The 16,070-nt window shown below is 69.0% G+C and carries 16 protein-coding genes; 5 read left to right on the forward strand and 11 right to left on the reverse strand.

Translation table 11 applies throughout. The features are described 5' to 3' along the window. Positions 1–18 precede the first annotated feature (18 nt). Positions 19–747: a flagellar basal body L-ring protein FlgH gene (gene flgH / locus AC07NG_RS14060; protein ID WP_492857276.1), complete on the forward strand. Its 729-nt coding sequence runs from the start codon at positions 19–21 to the stop codon at positions 745–747. A 140-nt stretch (positions 748–887) separates the two neighbouring features. After that, entirely contained in the window at positions 888–1,349 is a 462-nt protein-coding gene (locus AC07NG_RS14065) for a hypothetical protein (protein WP_494594637.1), read from the forward strand. Positions 1,350–1,555: 206 nt separating this feature from the next. Here the strand turns inward: AC07NG_RS14065 and dxs are convergent, their stop codons facing one another. The 11 genes from dxs to AC07NG_RS14120 form a co-directional block, all read right to left on the reverse strand. Continuing rightward, the gene (dxs, locus tag AC07NG_RS14070) at positions 1,556–3,475 is read right to left on the reverse strand and encodes a 1-deoxy-D-xylulose-5-phosphate synthase (protein WP_494594639.1); all 1,920 of its coding nucleotides are present in this window, start codon (positions 3,473–3,475) and stop codon (positions 1,556–1,558) included. Positions 3,476–3,492: 17 nt separating this feature from the next. Next, a complete protein-coding gene (locus AC07NG_RS14075) occupies positions 3,493–4,377 on the reverse strand; it encodes a polyprenyl synthetase family protein (RefSeq protein ID WP_110120631.1) in 885 nt (294 codons plus the stop codon). Further along, positions 4,374–4,736, reverse strand: coding sequence for a tRNA-binding protein (locus AC07NG_RS14080; protein WP_110120630.1), 363 nt, complete (start codon positions 4,734–4,736; stop codon positions 4,374–4,376). The genes AC07NG_RS14075 and AC07NG_RS14080 overlap by 4 nt, the downstream gene beginning before the upstream one ends. After that, positions 4,736–4,990 carry an exodeoxyribonuclease VII small subunit gene (locus AC07NG_RS14085; RefSeq protein WP_109099095.1) on the reverse strand — a complete coding sequence of 85 codons (255 nt, stop codon included), beginning with the start codon at positions 4,988–4,990 and terminating at the stop codon, positions 4,736–4,738. Before AC07NG_RS14085 ends, AC07NG_RS14080 begins: the two co-directional genes overlap by 1 nt. Positions 4,991–5,055: 65 nt before the next feature. Next, positions 5,056–5,676 carry a phosphoglycerate mutase family protein gene (locus AC07NG_RS14090; protein WP_110120629.1) on the reverse strand — a complete coding sequence of 207 codons (621 nt, stop codon included), beginning with the start codon at positions 5,674–5,676 and terminating at the stop codon, positions 5,056–5,058. 43 nt (positions 5,677–5,719) lie between these two features. Further along, positions 5,720–6,640, reverse strand: coding sequence for a histone deacetylase family protein (locus tag AC07NG_RS14095; protein ID WP_494594642.1), 921 nt, complete (start codon positions 6,638–6,640; stop codon positions 5,720–5,722). Positions 6,641–6,698: 58 nt separating this feature from the next. Then, positions 6,699–7,121, reverse strand: coding sequence for a hypothetical protein (locus AC07NG_RS14100; RefSeq protein ID WP_494594644.1), 423 nt, complete (start codon positions 7,119–7,121; stop codon positions 6,699–6,701). A gap of 108 nt (positions 7,122–7,229) precedes the next feature. Continuing rightward, complete coding sequence (locus AC07NG_RS14105; RefSeq protein WP_494594645.1) at positions 7,230–7,847, reverse strand: glutathione S-transferase family protein; 618 nt, start codon at positions 7,845–7,847, stop codon at positions 7,230–7,232. A gap of 62 nt (positions 7,848–7,909) precedes the next feature. Next, on the reverse strand, positions 7,910–9,193 hold the full coding sequence (locus AC07NG_RS14110; RefSeq protein WP_110120624.1) for a NupC/NupG family nucleoside CNT transporter: 1,284 nt from the start codon (positions 9,191–9,193) through the stop codon (positions 7,910–7,912). 287 nt (positions 9,194–9,480) lie between these two features. Then, on the reverse strand, positions 9,481–10,413 hold the full coding sequence (locus AC07NG_RS14115) for an EF-hand domain-containing protein (RefSeq protein WP_494594647.1): 933 nt from the start codon (positions 10,411–10,413) through the stop codon (positions 9,481–9,483). 309 nt (positions 10,414–10,722) lie between these two features. Further along, complete coding sequence (locus AC07NG_RS14120) at positions 10,723–12,795, reverse strand: S46 family peptidase (RefSeq protein ID WP_494594649.1); 2,073 nt, start codon at positions 12,793–12,795, stop codon at positions 10,723–10,725. 274 nt (positions 12,796–13,069) lie between these two features. On the opposite strand from AC07NG_RS14120, the gene AC07NG_RS14125 reads away from it, so the two are divergent. Genes AC07NG_RS14125 through AC07NG_RS14135 form a run of 3 tightly spaced genes read left to right on the forward strand, consistent with a single transcriptional unit; the run spans position 13,070 to position 16,037 of the window. Further along, positions 13,070–14,257 (forward strand): ABC transporter permease, encoded by a 1,188-nt coding sequence (locus AC07NG_RS14125; protein ID WP_487289710.1) that lies wholly within the window; start codon positions 13,070–13,072, stop codon positions 14,255–14,257. Further along, a complete protein-coding gene (locus AC07NG_RS14130) occupies positions 14,254–15,006 on the forward strand; it encodes an ABC transporter ATP-binding protein (protein WP_492857196.1) in 753 nt (250 codons plus the stop codon). Before AC07NG_RS14125 ends, AC07NG_RS14130 begins: the two co-directional genes overlap by 4 nt. A 20-nt stretch (positions 15,007–15,026) precedes the next feature. Beyond that, positions 15,027–16,037 carry an HlyD family secretion protein gene (locus AC07NG_RS14135; RefSeq protein WP_494594650.1) on the forward strand — a complete coding sequence of 337 codons (1,011 nt, stop codon included), beginning with the start codon at positions 15,027–15,029 and terminating at the stop codon, positions 16,035–16,037. Positions 16,038–16,070 lie beyond the last annotated feature (33 nt).

Below are 16,070 nucleotides of genomic sequence, written 5' to 3' on the forward strand. Positions count from 1 at the left end.
GAGAGCACAGAGATGTCCATGCGTCCCGCCTTCGTCGCCCTCGCCCTGCTCGCCCCGATCGCCGCCTGCTCCAGCGTCAAGGAGGCCGTGAAGGGCCCCGAGCTGGCCCCGGTCGGCTACCCCGCCTCGCTCGCTCCGATGACCCCCAGCTACGTCTCGGCCCGCGAACCGGCTCCGCAGGCCGCCTCGGCCAACTCGCTGTGGCGGGTCGGCGCCCGCGCCTTCTTCAACGACCAGCGCGCCAGCCGCGTCGGCGACATCGTCACCGTGCTGATCGAGATCGACGACAGCGCCAGCACCTCCAACACCAGCAAGTCCTCGCGCACCTCGTCGGGCACGGCGGGCCTCAGCAACTTCTTCGGCCTGGAGTCGAGCCTGGGCAAGGTTCTGCCGGGCGGTTTCGACCCGTCGAACGCCGTCAACAGCAACTCGGGCTTCTCCAACGCCGGCGCCGGCAGCGTCAGCCGCTCGGAAAAGATCAGCCTGACCATCGCCGCGGTCGTCTCGCAGGTCATGCCCAACGGCAACATGGTCATCCAGGGCACCCAGGAAGTGAAGACCAACAACGAGCTGCGCCAGCTGACGGTGGCCGGCATCGTGCGTCCGGAAGACATCTCCTCGGCCAACACGATCAAGCACACCCAGATCGCCGAAGCCCGCATCAGCTACGGCGGCCGCGGCGACATCAGCCGCGTGCAGAAGACCCCGGCCGGCCAGGCCCTGGTCGAGAAGTTCTCGCCGTTCTGATGACCTGAGGGGCTGTTCCGGACAGGTCCGGCCCTTCCCGTACAAGCCTCTCCCGCTCGACCGCCGCAGGGTGGTCGGGTGGGATCGGCAGAAACCGCCTAGGCGGCGAAGCGTTCTCCTGACGAAGGAGATCCGCCGCCATGTCGTTCCGCCTGATCGCCGCCGCCCTGCTGACCGCCCTCGGGCTGGCCGGCTGCGCGCACGAGCGGGCGGCAAATTCCGCCTATGCCTGGGCCTATCTCAATGAGCCCGGCGAAGGTCCCAAGCTGGCCTACGGCCGCCCCTCCAGCGACGAGGTGCTGCTGATGCTGGCCTGTCCGACGGCGGGCGGGCCGGTCGAGGTCTCGGCCGGCGGGATCACGGGCGGCGCCATAGCGCTCGCCAGCCGCGACCAGACGTCGCGCCTGGCCGCGAAAACCGCCGACGACGGCGGAACCGGGCCCTTCCTGCTGGCCCGGACGACCCCGCGCGACCCCGCGCTAGGCAATTTTCGCCGCACGGGCGATCTTGCAATCCTTAACGCCGGCAAGCGCCACAGCATCTCCGCCAGCGGGGACGAGCGCGGCCGCGTGAAGGCGTTCTTCGAGGCCTGCGACGCCTGATCCATCTCGCCTTGCGGGAGAGGATGGCCTGCGAGGCAGGTCGGGTGAGGGGGCGCACGTACAGAAACGCCGCGAAAGCCGATCAGCTTTCGCGGCGTCTGATTTCTGAGAGACCCCTCATCCGGCGGAGGAGTTTATCCTCGGGCCGGCCTCCGGCCGCCCCTGGGGGCCGCCACCTTCTCCCGCAAGGGGAGAAGGATCAGAGGTCAGGCCCGCCGCCCCGCGGCGCTGACATTGTCCATGCCCAGCGCCGACAGCGCCCCGTGCAGGATGCCTTCGGCGTCGAGACCGGCCTCGGCGTACATGACGTCGGGCTTGTCCTGGTCCTGGAACACGTCGGGCAGGCCCAGCGTGCGGATCTTCAGGCCGCGATCGAGCGCGCCGTGCTGGGCCAGGGCCTGCAGCACGAAGGCGCCGAAGCCGCCCATGGCCCCCTCCTCCACCGTGACGATGGCCTCGTGCTCGCGCGCCAGGCGCAGCAGCAGGTCAAGATCCAGCGGCTTGGCGAAGCGGGCGTCGCAGACCGTCGCCGAAAGACCACGCGCGGCCAGCAGGTCGGCCGCCTTCAGGCTTTCCGACAAGCGCGTGCCGAACGAGACGATGGCGACGCTGGTCCCTTCGCGGACGATGCGGCCCTTGCCGATCTCCAGCGGCTCGGCCGGACCGGCCGGCAGCTCCAGGCCCACGCCCTCACCGCGCGGATAGCGGAAGGCGCTGGGGCGATCGTCGATCTCGACGGCGGTGGCGACCATGCGGGCCAGCTCCAGCTCGTCAGCGGCGGCCATCAGCACCATGCCGGGCAGAGCCCCCATGAAGCCGATGTCGAACGAGCCGGCGTGCGTGGGGCCGTCGGCGCCCACCAGACCGGCGCGGTCCATGGCGAAGCGCACCGGCAGGCGCTGGATCGCCACGTCGTGCACCACCTGGTCGTAGCCACGCTGCAGGAAGGTCGAATAGATCGCCGCGAACGGCTTCATGCCGTCGGCGGCCAGGCCCGCGGCGAAGGTCACCGCGTGCTGCTCGGCGATGCCGACGTCGAAGGTGCGGGTCGGGAAGGCCTTCTCGAAGATGTCGAGGCCCGTGCCCGAAGGCATGGCGGCGGTGATGGCGACGATCTTGTCGTCGCGCTGCGCCTGCTTGACCAGTTCCTGGGCGAACACCTTGGTGTAGCTGGGCGGGCCGGCGGCCGCCTTCTGCTGCTGGCCGGTGACGACGTCGAACTTGGCCACGGCGTGCAGCTTGTCGGCCGCGCCCTCGGCCGGGGCGTAGCCCTTGCCCTTCTGGGTGACGACGTGGACGAGGACCGGCTTTTCCTTGAATTCGCGGGCGTTCTTCAGCACCGAGACCAGGGCGTCCATGTCGTGGCCGTCGATCGGGCCGACATAGTGGAAGCCCAGCTCCTCGAAGAAGGTGCCGCCGGTGACCATGCCGCGGGCGTATTCCTCGGCCTTGCGGGCCGCGTCGCGGATCGGGGTCGGCAGCTTTTCCACCACCGTCTTGCCGAGCTTGCGCGCCTTGCGATAGGCGCCGCCCGAGACGAGATTGGCGAGATAGGCGCTCATCCCGCCCACCGGCGGGGCGATCGACATGTCGTTGTCGTTGAGGATGACGGTCAGCTGGCGCGTGGCGTCGGTGGCGGCGTTCATCGCCTCATAGGCCATGCCCGCGCCCAGCGAGCCGTCGCCGATCACGGCCACGACGGCGTTGTCCTCGCCTTTCGCGTCGCGCGCGGCGCAGAAGCCCAGCGCCGCCGAGATCGAGGTGGCCGCGTGGGCCGCGCCGAACGGGTCGTACTGGCTCTCGGCCCGCTTGGTGAAGCCCGACAGGCCCCCGCCCTGGCGCAGCGTCTTGATGCGGTCGCGGCGGCCGGTGAGGATCTTGTGCGGATAGGCCTGGTGGCCGACGTCCCAGATCAGGATGTCCTTGGGCGTCTCGTAGACGTGGTGCAGGGCCACGGTCAGTTCGACCACGCCCAGGCCCGCGCCCAGGTGACCGCCGGTCGCGGAGACGGCGTCGATCGTCTCGGCCCGGACCTCCTGCGCCAGCTGCTTGAGTTCGGCGACCGACAGACCCCGCGTGTCGGCGGGCGAGGTGATCGAGTCGAGAAGAGGCGTTTGCGTCGGCATGTTCGTAGAAAGCGCGGTCAGTTGCGGCGGTCCAGCACGAAATCAACGCTGTCGCGCAGATGATCGGCCCTGTCGCCAAAGATATCGAGATGAGCCTTGGTCTGCGCGGCCAGAAGCTCCACGCGTTCCTTGGCGGCTTCGAGGCCCAGAAGGGTGACGTAGTTGGCCTTGCCCTTGACCGCGTCCTTGCCGCCCGCGGCCTTGCCCAGCAAGGCGACGTCGCCCTCGGCGTCGAGAATGTCGTCGACGATCTGGTAGGCCAGACCCAGGTCCTGGGCGAAGCCCATCAGGGCCGCGCGCTCGGCTTCCTTGGCCCGGCCGATGATCAGCGGGATTTCGAAAGCGAAGGCGATCAGGGCGCCGGTCTTCAGGCGCTGCATGCGCGCCACCGCGCCCAGGTCGTCGCGAACGCCCAGCAGGTCGATCATCTGGCCGCCGCACATGCCGCGCGCGCCCGAGGCGATGGCCAGCTTGCGCACCAGCTCCGAGCGGACATGGCCGTCGTCGTGGGTGTCGGGGTGGGCCATGATCTCGAAGGCCGCCGTCTGCAGGGCGTCGCCCGCCAGGATCGCGGTCGCCTCGTCATATTGTACGTGCACTGTCGGACGGCCGCGACGCATGTCGTCGTCGTCCATCGCCGGCAGGTCGTCGTGCACCAGGCTGTAGGCGTGGATGCATTCCAGCGCGCAGGCCGCCCGCAGCACCGGCCGCTCGGGCAGGTCGAACATCTTGCCGGTTTCCAGCGCGAAGAACGGCCGCAGGCGCTTGCCCGGACCCAGCGCCGCGTAGCGCATGGCCTCGGTCAGCCGGCTTTCGGGCCCGTCGGCGCGCGGCAGCAGCTCGTCGAGCGCCACGGTGACGATGTCGGCCGCCTGGGCGATGCGCTTGCCAAGGTCGCTCAAAACAGCTTTCCCCCGTTCGGCGCCGCGCGATCCACCGTCACGAGGACGACTTCGCCCTCGTCGTCGGGAAAGCCCAGGCAAAGGACCTCCGACATGAACGGGCCGATCTGGCGCGGCTTGAAGTTCACCACCGCCGCCACGCGGCGTCCGACCAGCTGGTCGATCGCGTAGTGGCGGGTCACCTGGGCCGACGAACGCTTGACGCCGATCGCGGGCCCGAAGTCGATCGTCAGCTTGTAGGACGGCTTGCGGGCTTCGGGAAAGGCCTGCGCCTGCGTGATCGTGCCGACGCGGATGTCCACGCGCTCGAAATCCTCGAACGCGATCGTCGGCGAGATCTTCGCGGCGGCCTGACCCATCAGGAGAACTCGGCCGGCTCGACGCCCGCGGCGCCGCCCTGGCCGAGCACGATCTTCTCGACCTTCAGGCGCGCGGCTTCCAGCTTCTTCTCGCAGTGGGCCTTCAGGGCCGCGCCGCGCTCGTAGATGTCGATCGACCGCTCCAGCGGCGCCTGGCCCGATTCCAGCTCGGACACGATCTTCTCCAGCTCGGCCAGGGCCTGCTCGAAGCTCAGGGCCGAGAGATCATGCGCAGGGGAAGCGGCGTCGGTCATTTCTACTCCAGGGAGAAGCAGGCACCCTAGTTGGGCAGGCGCGTGCGGGCAACGGCTGTGAGGCTTCAGGAGCGCTCGAAACGCTTGACGCACCAGTATTGGAAGCCCTGGTCGAGCGTCTTCTTCAGGCCGCGCTTCTGCAGCGCCACGCCGATCATGGTGTTGAAGAAGCCATGAGCGACCAGCAGCACGTTCCTGCCGTCCTGCGACAGGGCGATCAGGGCGTCAGCGGCCGCGTCGGCGCGCACCTCGGCCTGCTTGCGGCTTTCCTGGCCCATGTGGTGATCGAAGAACCACCACCAGAAACGCGAGAAGAAGCCCCACTTCTTGGGCGACAGCTTGATCCAGCTGGGCCAGGGCGGCGGCGGCAGCGGCGCTTCGATGAACATCGGATCGCGCGGGAAGTCGCGGCCGCCGGCGATGGCCTGGGCGGTCTCGATCGAGCGACGGCGGGTCGAGGAGATGATGACGTCGGCCTTGCGGGCGATGTCGAGCAGGCAGTCGGGCGGGGTCTGTCCGGCCAGCAGGCCGCCCTCCTCGTACAGCGCCCACCAGTCGCCATAGGCCTGGGCGCTGAAGTGGATCTTGCGCGACAAGGCGGGCTCGCCGTGGCGCGCCAGGACGATCGCCCCGGGTGGGCGGACCACGGGCGAGGCGGTCTGGTCGGCGGTCGGTGCGTCGGCCATTTTCCTCGACGGTCCGGCTCGCGCGGGGCGCGGCGCCGGGTCCCTATCCTTCCTGAAGCGCTCGAACATGCGCCTGGGCCGAACGGCCCAGCGCTTCGAGGTCGTACCCGCCCTCGAGCGAGGAGACAATACGCCCTCTGGATCGACGGTTCGCGACGGCGACGATGGCCCGCGTCGCCCAGGCGAAGTCTTCGGCCTCAAGGCTTTGCTGCGCCAAGGGATCACGTAGGTGGGCGTCGAAACCGGCCGAGACCAGCACGAGGTCGGGGGCGAAGGCGTCGACCCGCGCCATCAGCCCGTCGAACGCCTTGCGCCAGGATTCGCGGGCCGCGCCGGGCGCCACCGTGGCGTTGACGATGTTGCCGACCCCGGTCTCCGACGGATCGCCGGTGCCGGGGTAGAGCGGCGACTGGTGGATCGAGGCGACCATCACCGTCGGGTCGTTCTCGAACGCCGCCTGGCTGCCGTTGCCGTGATGGACGTCGAAATCGACGATCGCCACCCGTTGCAGGCCGCTGGCCTGGGCGACGCGGGCGGCCACCGCCACGTTGGAGAACACGCAAAACCCCATGGCCGTGCCGGGCTCAGCGTGGTGGCCGGGCGGCCGCACGGCGCAGAAGGCCCGGCTCCCCTCCCCGCTCGCCACATGGCGCACGGCCGCCGCCACCGCCCCGGCCGCCCGCCGCGCGGCGATCAGGCTGCCCGTGGACATCACCGTGTCGGGGTCGAGGGCGTGGATCCCCGCGTGCGGCGCGGCGGCGAAGATCGAATCGACGAAGACGGCCGGATGGATGCGCAGCAGGTCGGCCGGATCGACCAGCGGCACCTCGAACGGCTCCAGATCGAGGCCCGCCTCGTCCTCCAGCGCGTCGATCACCGCCCGCAGCCGCTCCGGGCTCTCCACATGGCCAGGCCCCGGCCGGTGGTCGAGCATGTCGGCGTGGGTGAACAGCGAGACGGCCATGGAACGAGGTTACGCCGGATGCAGCGGCGGAGCCAAGCGGGGCCGAAGCGACTTGGCGTCAACCAAGCTTCAGATGTTGGCTGCCCGCCGGGATGCCGGGCTCGAGGGCGATCTCAAGGGTTCGGCCCTCGATGACGCCCGAAAGCCCGTACGCCGGATTCAATTCTAGCCGGAACTCGCCTTCCGAACCGCGCGTGATGGACAGTCCCATCAAGGCGTTCTGATGATTGAAATCATAGAGCTCCAGAGTCGTCAGGTCGCCGACCAGGAACGTGACGACCACATGTTTTGAACAGACATAGAAGCCTGCCGCGTCAACATCGCTGGTCATTTCGAAGCCGTGGACCCGGAGCGAACAAGTCTCGCCCATCCGGTCAAGCGTGAGTCCGAGAACCTCCGCGTCATGAAATCTCGGCGCGTAGCCGAACCATGAGGCAAGCTCGCGCCCGCCCGGCACGCTGTTCAGCAACTCTATGTCCAAGACTACCTTCCGAACTCCGCACGCTGAGCGTGCGCGACGGCGGGCAATCAAGCGGAAAAGACTTGGGGCGGCAAGGCCGGCTACGGAGGCTCCGCCTCGCCCCCTTACCTACACCCCCGCCTTCGCCGCAGGGCGGGCGTTCATCTCGTCCAGCCAGCGCTTGACGTTGACCAGCGCCGGATCCGGCCGGAACCGAGCCATCCGCGCGAAGTCGATGCCGGTCACCGCCAGGATGTCGGCGATGGTCACCCGGTCGCCGGCGATGAACGGGCTGTCGGCCAGCCGGCGGTCCAGCACCTTGATCCCCTTCTCGGCGGCGGCGCGGTTGTTGGCGGCCACTTCGGGGACCTGGGTCTCGATCGCCGCCAGGGCCGGATGGCTGTGGCGCACGGTCAGCATCAGGGGCGTGGCCACCAGCATCTCGGCCCGCCGCGCCCACATCTCGATGATCGCCGTCTCGCGCGGGTCGGCGCCGAACAGGTTCGGCTCGGGATAGACGCTTTCCAGATAGCGGCAGATGGCCACCGACTCGGTGATCGTGGTCCCGTCGTCCATCTCCAGCGCGGGCACGTTGGGCAGGCCGGCCCTGGCCATGTAGTCGGGCGCGCGGTGCTGGCCGGAGAAGATGTCGACCTCGACGATCTCGACGTCCTCGATCCCTTTCTCGGCCATGAACCACCGCACCCGGCGCGGATTGGGCGCGCGACGGCTGTCATAGAGCTTCAACGAAAAATCCTCCCGGTTTTGGCCGGGAGGATCGTTCGTTTTCGTAGCGGAAGGAAAGAGCCTTACAGCCCGAACAGCGCCCGCGGCATCAGGCCGATCAGCGAACCGGTCAGGCAGGTGGCCAGGAAGCCGGCCAGCATGGCCTTCCACACCAGGCTCAGCACTTCCTGGCGACGCTGGGGCACCAGCACCGAGAAGCCGGCGACGTTCATGCCGACCGAGCCGATGTTGGCGAAGCCGCACAGCGCATAGGTCATGATCATCCGCGAGCGCTCGTCGAGCGTGGCCGCGCCGGTCTTGGCCATCTGGATGAAGGCGGTGAACTCGGTGAGGATCAGCTTTGTGCCCAGCAGGCCGCCGGCGGCGCCGGCTTCCTTCCAGGGAATGCCCATCGACCAGGCCAGGGGCGAGAACACCACGCCCAGGCCGCGCGTCAGGCTCAGCGGCTGGCCGCCGATGGCCGGCAGCATGGCCAGGAACTTGTCGAGCATGGTGGCCAGGGCCACGAACACGATCAGGGTCGCGCCGACGTTCAGCGCGATCTGCAGGCCGTCGGTGGTGCCCTTCATCACGGCGTCGATCGAGCTGCCGTAGGTCTTGTCCTCGGTGGCGAGATCGAGATCGCCGCCCTTTTCCAGCGGATCCGACGGCACGACGATGCGGGCCAGCAGCACGCCGGCCGGGGCCGAGATGATCGAGGCGGTCAGCACGTGGGCCGCGGCGTTGGGCAGCACGTCGGCCAGGATGGTGGCGTAGGCCACCATGGTCGAGCCGCTGACGCAGGCCATGCCGACCGTGATCAGCATGAAGAGTTCCGAGCGGCTCAGCTTGTCGAGATAGGCGCGGATGAAGATCGGGCCTTCGATCTGGCCCATGAAGATGGTGGCGGCGGTGGCCAGGGCCGGCGGGCCGCGCAGGCCCAGGGTCTTCTGGAACACGAAGCCGAAGCCTTGGGCGGCCCACTTCAGGATCTTCCAGTGCCACAGCAGCGCCGACAGGGCGCAGACCACCAGGATCACCGGCATGACGCGGAAGGCGAAGATGAAGCCCGCGCCCGGATTGCTCACCGGATAGGGCTGGTCGCCGCCGGCCAGGAAGCCGAACACGAAGGCCGTGCCGGCCTGGGTGGAGGCGCCGAGGCCCTCGACCGCGCCGTTGACGCCGCGCAGCATCTGCTGGGCCTGAGGCAGGCCGAACAGGAGCACCACCAGGCCGACCTGGATGATCAGGGCGCCGACGGCCAGCACCCACGGGAAGCGCTTGCGATTTTCGGAGACGAGCCAGCAGAGGCCCAGGGTGAGCGCCAGGCCGGCGAGGGCCTGGACGTTCTCAGGACGGAAAAGCAACGGCAGAACCTTGAATTATGTAGCGACGCCCCCGCGACGCCGACCAAGGGGCCAGTTTGTCCAACACAAGCGCGTCCGGCGCAAGCGGCTTGCTTAACCTTTGGCGTCGCGGGCGCCGGCGCCTCCCGGGCGAACAATCACCGCCGAATTGCAGTCACGTCCGCTCTCCCTTCCCGTTGGCGGATGGGGGAAGGGTCGGGGATGGGGGTGACGCGGCGGTTCAGCCGGCAAGGCCCGAGCCACCCCCACCCAACCCTCCCCCATCGAGGGGGAGGGCTTCAGTCCGATCAGGCGGCGATGTTCACCGACTGGGTCGAGGTCGAGCTGCTGGAGCTGTCGTCGCTGGCGGTGCTGGTGGTCATCGCATCGGCCAGCTGCTGAAGCAGCTTCTGCATCATCTCGGACGCCAGGTTCGAGCTGGACAAGGTGTCCATCACGCTGGAAGCGCTGTCGGAGCTCGGATCCAGCAGGCTGGAGAATTCCGTGCTCGACAGGCTGCCGTCGCCGTCGCTGTCGGCGGCCGAGATCAGGCTGGAGGCGGCGGAGGCCGCGTCGCTGCTGTCGGTGTCGGCCGCGGCCAGTTCAGCGGCCGAGACGGTGCCGTCCTGGTTGGTGTCGAGGGCGTCGAACACCTGGCTGGCCGCGGCTGCGCCGCCGGCGCCGCCACCACCACCGCCTTCACCACCGCCCGCGCTCTCGCTCGGCGGAGGTCCGGGCGGCGGACCGCCCATCGGGCCCGCGCCGCCCGAAGCCTGGGCCAGGGCCGCGAACTCGTCGCCCGACAGCGTGCCGTCGCCGTCGCTGTCGCCGTCCGAGATCAGGCTCTCGACGGCCGACGACACGTCGTCCGACTCGCCGAGCGCGCTGCTCAGGGCCGTGGTCAGCTCGTCGCTCGACAGGGTTCCGTCGGCGTCGGTGTCGAGGGATTCGAAGATCCCCTGCCCGCCGCCCATTCCCCCCATCTGGCTCGTGCCGCCTTCCTGCATGGAAAGCAGCGAGCCGAGGGTTTCGGAGCTGAAACTTTCGCCGCTGGAGCCTTGCGAGCTCATGGCCGGCGGGGGCGGCGGCGGGGGTGAACCGCTGCCGACCTGCATTTCTTGCCCAGTGGACGAGCCACTGGACGACGACGTGGCGCTGGCCGCGGACGTCGTTGAGGAGCTGCGCATCGACTGCAGCAGCTGCTGCATGATCGAAGAACTGCTCAGGCTGGAAACGCTCAAGGCGATTTCTCCTGGTGCCGGTGGACGCGCACGAAGCGCGAGAAACGCGCGCCCTTGCCCCGGGCGCGCTCCGACACCAGCGAAAAACATTCCACATTTCAGCGTGTTGCAGTGATGAAATGTGAACCATCCCGATCCTTCTCCCCTTGCGGGAGAAGGTGGCGGCCGAAGGCCGACGGATGAGGGGTCGCACAAACGCAAAACGCCGCGACGGCCGATCGGCTGTCGCGGCGTTCGATGTCTGAGAGACCCCTCACCCGACCTCCCTCCGGGAGGCCACCCTCTCCCACAAGGGGAGAGGGGTCAGGATCATTTCCCCGAGACCAGTTCCTTCACCAGCGCCTCGCGGCCGTAGACCTTGGTCAGGGCCTCGGTGATCGCCGCCGTCGAGACCACCACGGTGCGGTTGATCGAACCGTCATAGCCGAAGGCGCCGCCCAGCGAGTGGATGTTGCCGTCGAAGGCGGCCCCGATCACCCGGCCCTTGGCGTCGATCACCGGCGAGCCGGAATTGCCGCCGATGATGTCGTTGGTGGTGACGTAGTCGTAGACCGTCTTGGGGTTCAGCTTGTCCTTGGCGGCGATCCAGCGCGGCGCGGCCTCGAAGGGCTCGGCGCCGGTGACGCGGTCGTAGAAGCCGGCGAAGTCGGTGAACGGCGTGATCGTGCGGCCGCGATGGGTCCAGCCGGCGACCTTGCCGTACGACAGGCGCAGGGAGAACGTCGCGTCCGGATAGACGCTGTCGCCCAGCACCGCGAAACGGGCCTTGGCGATGCGCTCGGCCGCCGCGTCGGTCGGCGCGGTGACGGTGGCCTCGTAGGTCTTGCGCACCTCGCGGCCCGCGCCTTCGGTCTTCAGCACGAACTGGATCATCGGGTCGTCCGAGGCCTGAACGGCGGCCAGCCCCCCGTCCCACAGCGCCTTACGCACGGCCGGATCGGCCAGCTTGCTGCCGGCGACCAGGCGGGCCGACAGGCCCTCGGGGCTTTCCTTGCCCAGCAGCAGCTTCACCGCCGGCGCGTCGGCGGTCAGGTACTCGCGGGTCTTCAGCAGCCAGTGCTCCAGATAGAGCTGCTCCAGCGGCGCATCGACCGGCTTGACGTCCAGCAGGCGCTTCTCGGCCAGCGGCAGGCGGGTGTCGGCATATTCCGGGAGGCGCTCGGCCGCGGGCTTGGCGCGTTCCTGGGCGCCGCGCACCAGGGTGCGGGCGTAGCCGTAGAGGTCCGAACCGCCGCCGGCCGAGGTCTCCAGCTGGCGCATGGCCACGAACTGGTCGGCAAGGGCGACCTGCGCCTTGTCGATCTCGCCCCACGGATCGCCGATCTCGGCCGACAGCTTGGGATCGGCCGCGACCTTGGCCTTCAGGTCGGTCTCGGCGGCGCGCTTGGCGTCCATGAACTTCTTGTCGCTCAGCACGAACTGCTGGCCGAAGAACACCTTGAAGCTGTTCTCCACCCCGGCCAGCGGCTGGTTGGCGATGCGCTTGTTCTCTTCGCTCCGCTCGCCGAACTGGATCAGGCGGCCGCGCATCTCCGAGCGCTGCAATTGGCCGACCGGGATGATCAGGTCGCGGTTGGTCTCCAGCTGCGAGACGGTCAGCTGGCGCTGGGTGGTGCCCGGATTGCCGGCCACGAAGGTCGGCTCGCCCTCGACCGGGGCGGTGGCGCGCCAGGTCAGGTGGTTCGGGGTCACCGCCGGCTTGCCGTCCTCGTACAGGCGCAGGAAGGCGCTATCGAGGTTGAAGCGCGGGAAGTTGAAGTTGTCCGGGTCGCCGCCGAAGAAGGCCGTGGCGTATTCCGGCGCGAACACCAGGCGCACGTCGGCGTAGCGGCGGTACTTGTACACCTTGTACTGGCCGCCCCGGTAGAAGCTGATGGTCTGGCAGCGCAGGGTCTTGTCCTGGCCGCAGGCGGCCAGCTCGGCGGTGGCGAAGGCGGCGTCCCGCGCCTTGACGAAGTCCTGGCCGGTCTTGCCCGCGCCCGCGGCCTTCACCTGGTCGGTGACGTCGACGATCGACAGCAGCACCTCGGCCTGCATGCCCGCGCACTTCAGTTCTTCCTCGCGCGCGCCGGTCAGGAAGCCGTCCTTGACGTAGTCCTTGCCCTCGCTCGACAGCGACTGCGAACAGTCGGCCACGCAGTGGTTGTTGGTCAGGACGAGGCCCTGCCCCGACACCACCGAGGCCGAGCAACCGGTGGTCAGGCGCACGGCCGAGGCGCGCACGGTGTCGAGCCACTTCTGGTCGATGTCGACGCCGTAGGTCTGCTTGACCTTGGCCGAGGGGAAGTTGTCGAAGGTCCACATCCCCTCGTCGGCCTGGGCGGCGCCGGCGGCCGCGAACGAGAGCACCAGGGCCGAAGCGGCCAAAGTCGAAATCTTCATGAGGCGTCCTTGCCTAACGCGTGTCCCTGACGCGGATGATTACCTGGGCGTCGCCGATGCCGATACCGGCGTACAATGTAACACCTCATAACCAAGCCGAACCGCCGCCGCCAGCCCTGTTTCGCCAGCCCTGTTTCGGGTGTCGGCGTGCCGACGCAACAAACGTGCTCGCGCACGGCGTTTCGTCGAAGGGATTTAGCTTACCCCGATTTAACTTGGCCGCACGGCGATCCCACTGTTCTCCTACAACCGTGAATTGGGGGAGCAGTCCGTAATGTCGTTGGCCTTGGCCACGTTGCTGTACGAGTGGCGTCGATACATGGCGGCCGTCGTCGCCCTGGCCTTCTCGGGCCTGCTGGTGCTGGCGCAGGTCGGCATGTTCGTCGGCATCGGCAAGGGCTTCACCGCCCAGATCGACCGCGCCCGCGCCGACATCATGGTGCTGGGCCCCGGCGCCAAGGCGCTGTTCGGCGGCCCCTCGGGCCTGCCCCGCCGGATGATCCCGCTGGTCTACAGCCACCCGGAGGTGATCCAGGTCGCCCCGCTCGACGGTTCGGGCGGCCGCTTCCAGAACATCCTCTCGCCCGAGGAGACGGCCAAGGCCGAGGCCCGCGCCAAGCGCGGCGAAAAGGGCGGCAACGGCCGCAAGACCGAGTTCGTCAACGTCACCGTCATCGACGCCATCCCCGGCTATGTGACCGTGCCGACCGACTACACCAGTTCGATGATCGAGGCCCTGCGCCGCCCCTACGCCGTGGCCGTCGACCAGACGGCGCTCAAGCGGCTGGGCGTCAAGAAGGGCGACAAGGCCCTCTACAACGGCAAGACCATCACCATCGGCGTGGTCACCACCGGCTATCCCAACATCATCCAGCCCACCCTGGTCATGTCGCGCGACACCCTGCGGATGCTGGGCGAGGCCGACACCGGCCAGCGCGTCGGTCCCCTGATGGTGCAGATCCGCGACCCGGCCCACGCCGAGGTCGTCGCCGCCCAGCTCAACAAGAAGGCCGACGGCAAGTTCCGCGCCTGGACCCGCCAGGAACTGGCCGACGCCAATTCCGGGGCCATGCTGGAAGACCAGATCATCGGCATCATGCTGGGCTTCTCGGCGTTCCTGGGCCTGCTGATCGGCGTGGCCATCACCTGGCAGACCCTGCGCGGGGCGATCATGGCCAACATCAAGGAGTTCGCCTCCCTGCGGGCCCTGGGCGTCTCCATGGGCGACCTGCGCAACATCGTCATGGAGCTTTCCTTCTGGGTCGGGATCGTCGGCGTGTTCGCCGCGGGCCTGCTGACCTGGCTGGTCAGCCTGCTGGCCGTCGCCGGCGGCGTGCCGATGTACTTCCCGCCGGTGCTGGTCGCGGTCGTCGCCGTCTTCCTCGTCGTCATCGCCATGCTGTCGGGCTTCCTGTCGCTCGGCGTCCTCAAGAACAGCCAACCCGCGGACCTGCTGCGATGAGCGGAAACAACAACGCCCACAAGCGCGGCGAGACCGCCCTGGCCGCCAAGGGCCTGGTCAAGCGGTTCAAGACCGGCCGCACCTTCATCGAGGTGCTCAAGGGGGTCGACTTCAACGCCCGCCACGGCGACGTGACCATGGTCATGGGCCCCTCGGGCTCGGGCAAGTCCACCCTGGTGGCGGCGCTGTCGGGCCTGCTCAAGCCAGACGAGGGCCACGTCTCGGCCCTGGAGGCCGACGACCTGTGGGCGCTGCCGCCGGGCCGCATCGACCGCTTCCGCCTGGATCACTGCGGCTTCATCTTCCAGGGCTTCAACCTCTTCCCCGCCCTCACCGCCAAGCAGCAGGTGATGACGGTGCTGAAGTACCAGGACGTCGGCCCGGGCGAGGCGGCCCGCCGCGCCCAGGCGGCGCTGGAGTCCGTGGGCCTTGGCCCCCGCGTCAACCAGCGCCCGTCGGAACTGTCGGGCGGCGAGAAGCAGCGCGTGGCCATCGCCCGGGCGCTCGCCAAGAACCCCAACCTGATCTTCGCCGACGAACCGACCTCCGCCCTCGACGGCAAGAGCGGCGAGACGGTGATCAAGCTGCTGCGCGCCGCCGCCACCGAGCGCGGCGCGGCGGTGATCTGCGTGACCCACGACCCGCGGCTCGAGGCCTATGCCGACCGCGTCATCCACATCGAAGACGGCCGGATCCTGGACGACGTGCGCCGCACGCCGGACGCCGATCCCGCGCCGCTCAGCCACTGATTTCCCGGGGGAAGTTCCACATGCCCAGGTTCCTGCGCCGTCCGGCCTTCTGGATCGTCATCGTCGTCATCGGCCTGCTCGGGGGCGGCTTCTTCTACGTGAAGGGCCAGGCCGCCGAGAAAAAGAAGAAGCTCGAGGTCGCCGCCGCCCAGGAAGAGCCCTCCCCCTACGCGGCCATCGCCAACGGCAAGGCCGACGTCGAGGGCGGCGTGATCCAGGTGGCCGCGCGCCGCCAGGGCATCGTGCGCCAGGTGTTCGTGCAGGAAGGCGACGTCGTGGTCGCCGGCCAGCCGCTCGCCAAGCAGGAGGACGACGAGCCGCGCCTGGCCGCCCAGACCGCCGCCGCCAACCTGGCCTCGGCCCGCGCCCAGCTGGCCCTGCACCAGGTGCAGCTGCGCACCGCCCAGCGCGAGTACAAGCGCCTGCAGAACCTGTCGGCCTCAAACTTCGTCGCCGCCCAGCGCCTCGACCAGGCCAGCGACCAGATCGCCCAGGCCCAGGCCAATATCGGCGCCCAGCAGGCCGCCATCGCCGTCGCCACCGCCCAGGTCGGCCAGGCCAACTTCACTCAAGAACTGACGGTGATCCGCGCGCCGGCCAACGGCCGCATCGCCCGCCGCTACGCCAATCCCGGCGCCGGCGCCTCGACCCTCAACGTCACCTCGATGTTCGATCTGGAGCCCGATACCCAGCGCATCGTCCGCGCCGAGATCGTCGAGGCCGACCTGCCCAACGTGAAGCCCGGACAGGAGGTCGAGATCCAGCCCGAGAGCGACCCCGACAAGGTCTATGTCGGCCGCGTCCTGCGCCGCGCCGCCGTCTTCGGCGCCCGCAAGCTGGCCTCCGACGACCCCAGCCAGCGCAGCGACGAACGCGTCGTCGAAGTCGTCGTCAGCGCCGACGGCGCCCCGCTGCTGGTCGGCCAGCGCGTGCTGGTCAAGTTCATGAAGCCCGGCAAGAAGGCCGGCACCAAACGCGACAAGCCGACCGCTCCGGTGGCCGGCGGCCTGACCAAGCCGAAGAAGACCTGACGACGAAGCCCAAGGCGGGGGCGCCCTTGACGC

Source organism: Caulobacter sp. GW821-FHT10C03 (genome assembly GCF_059415485.1).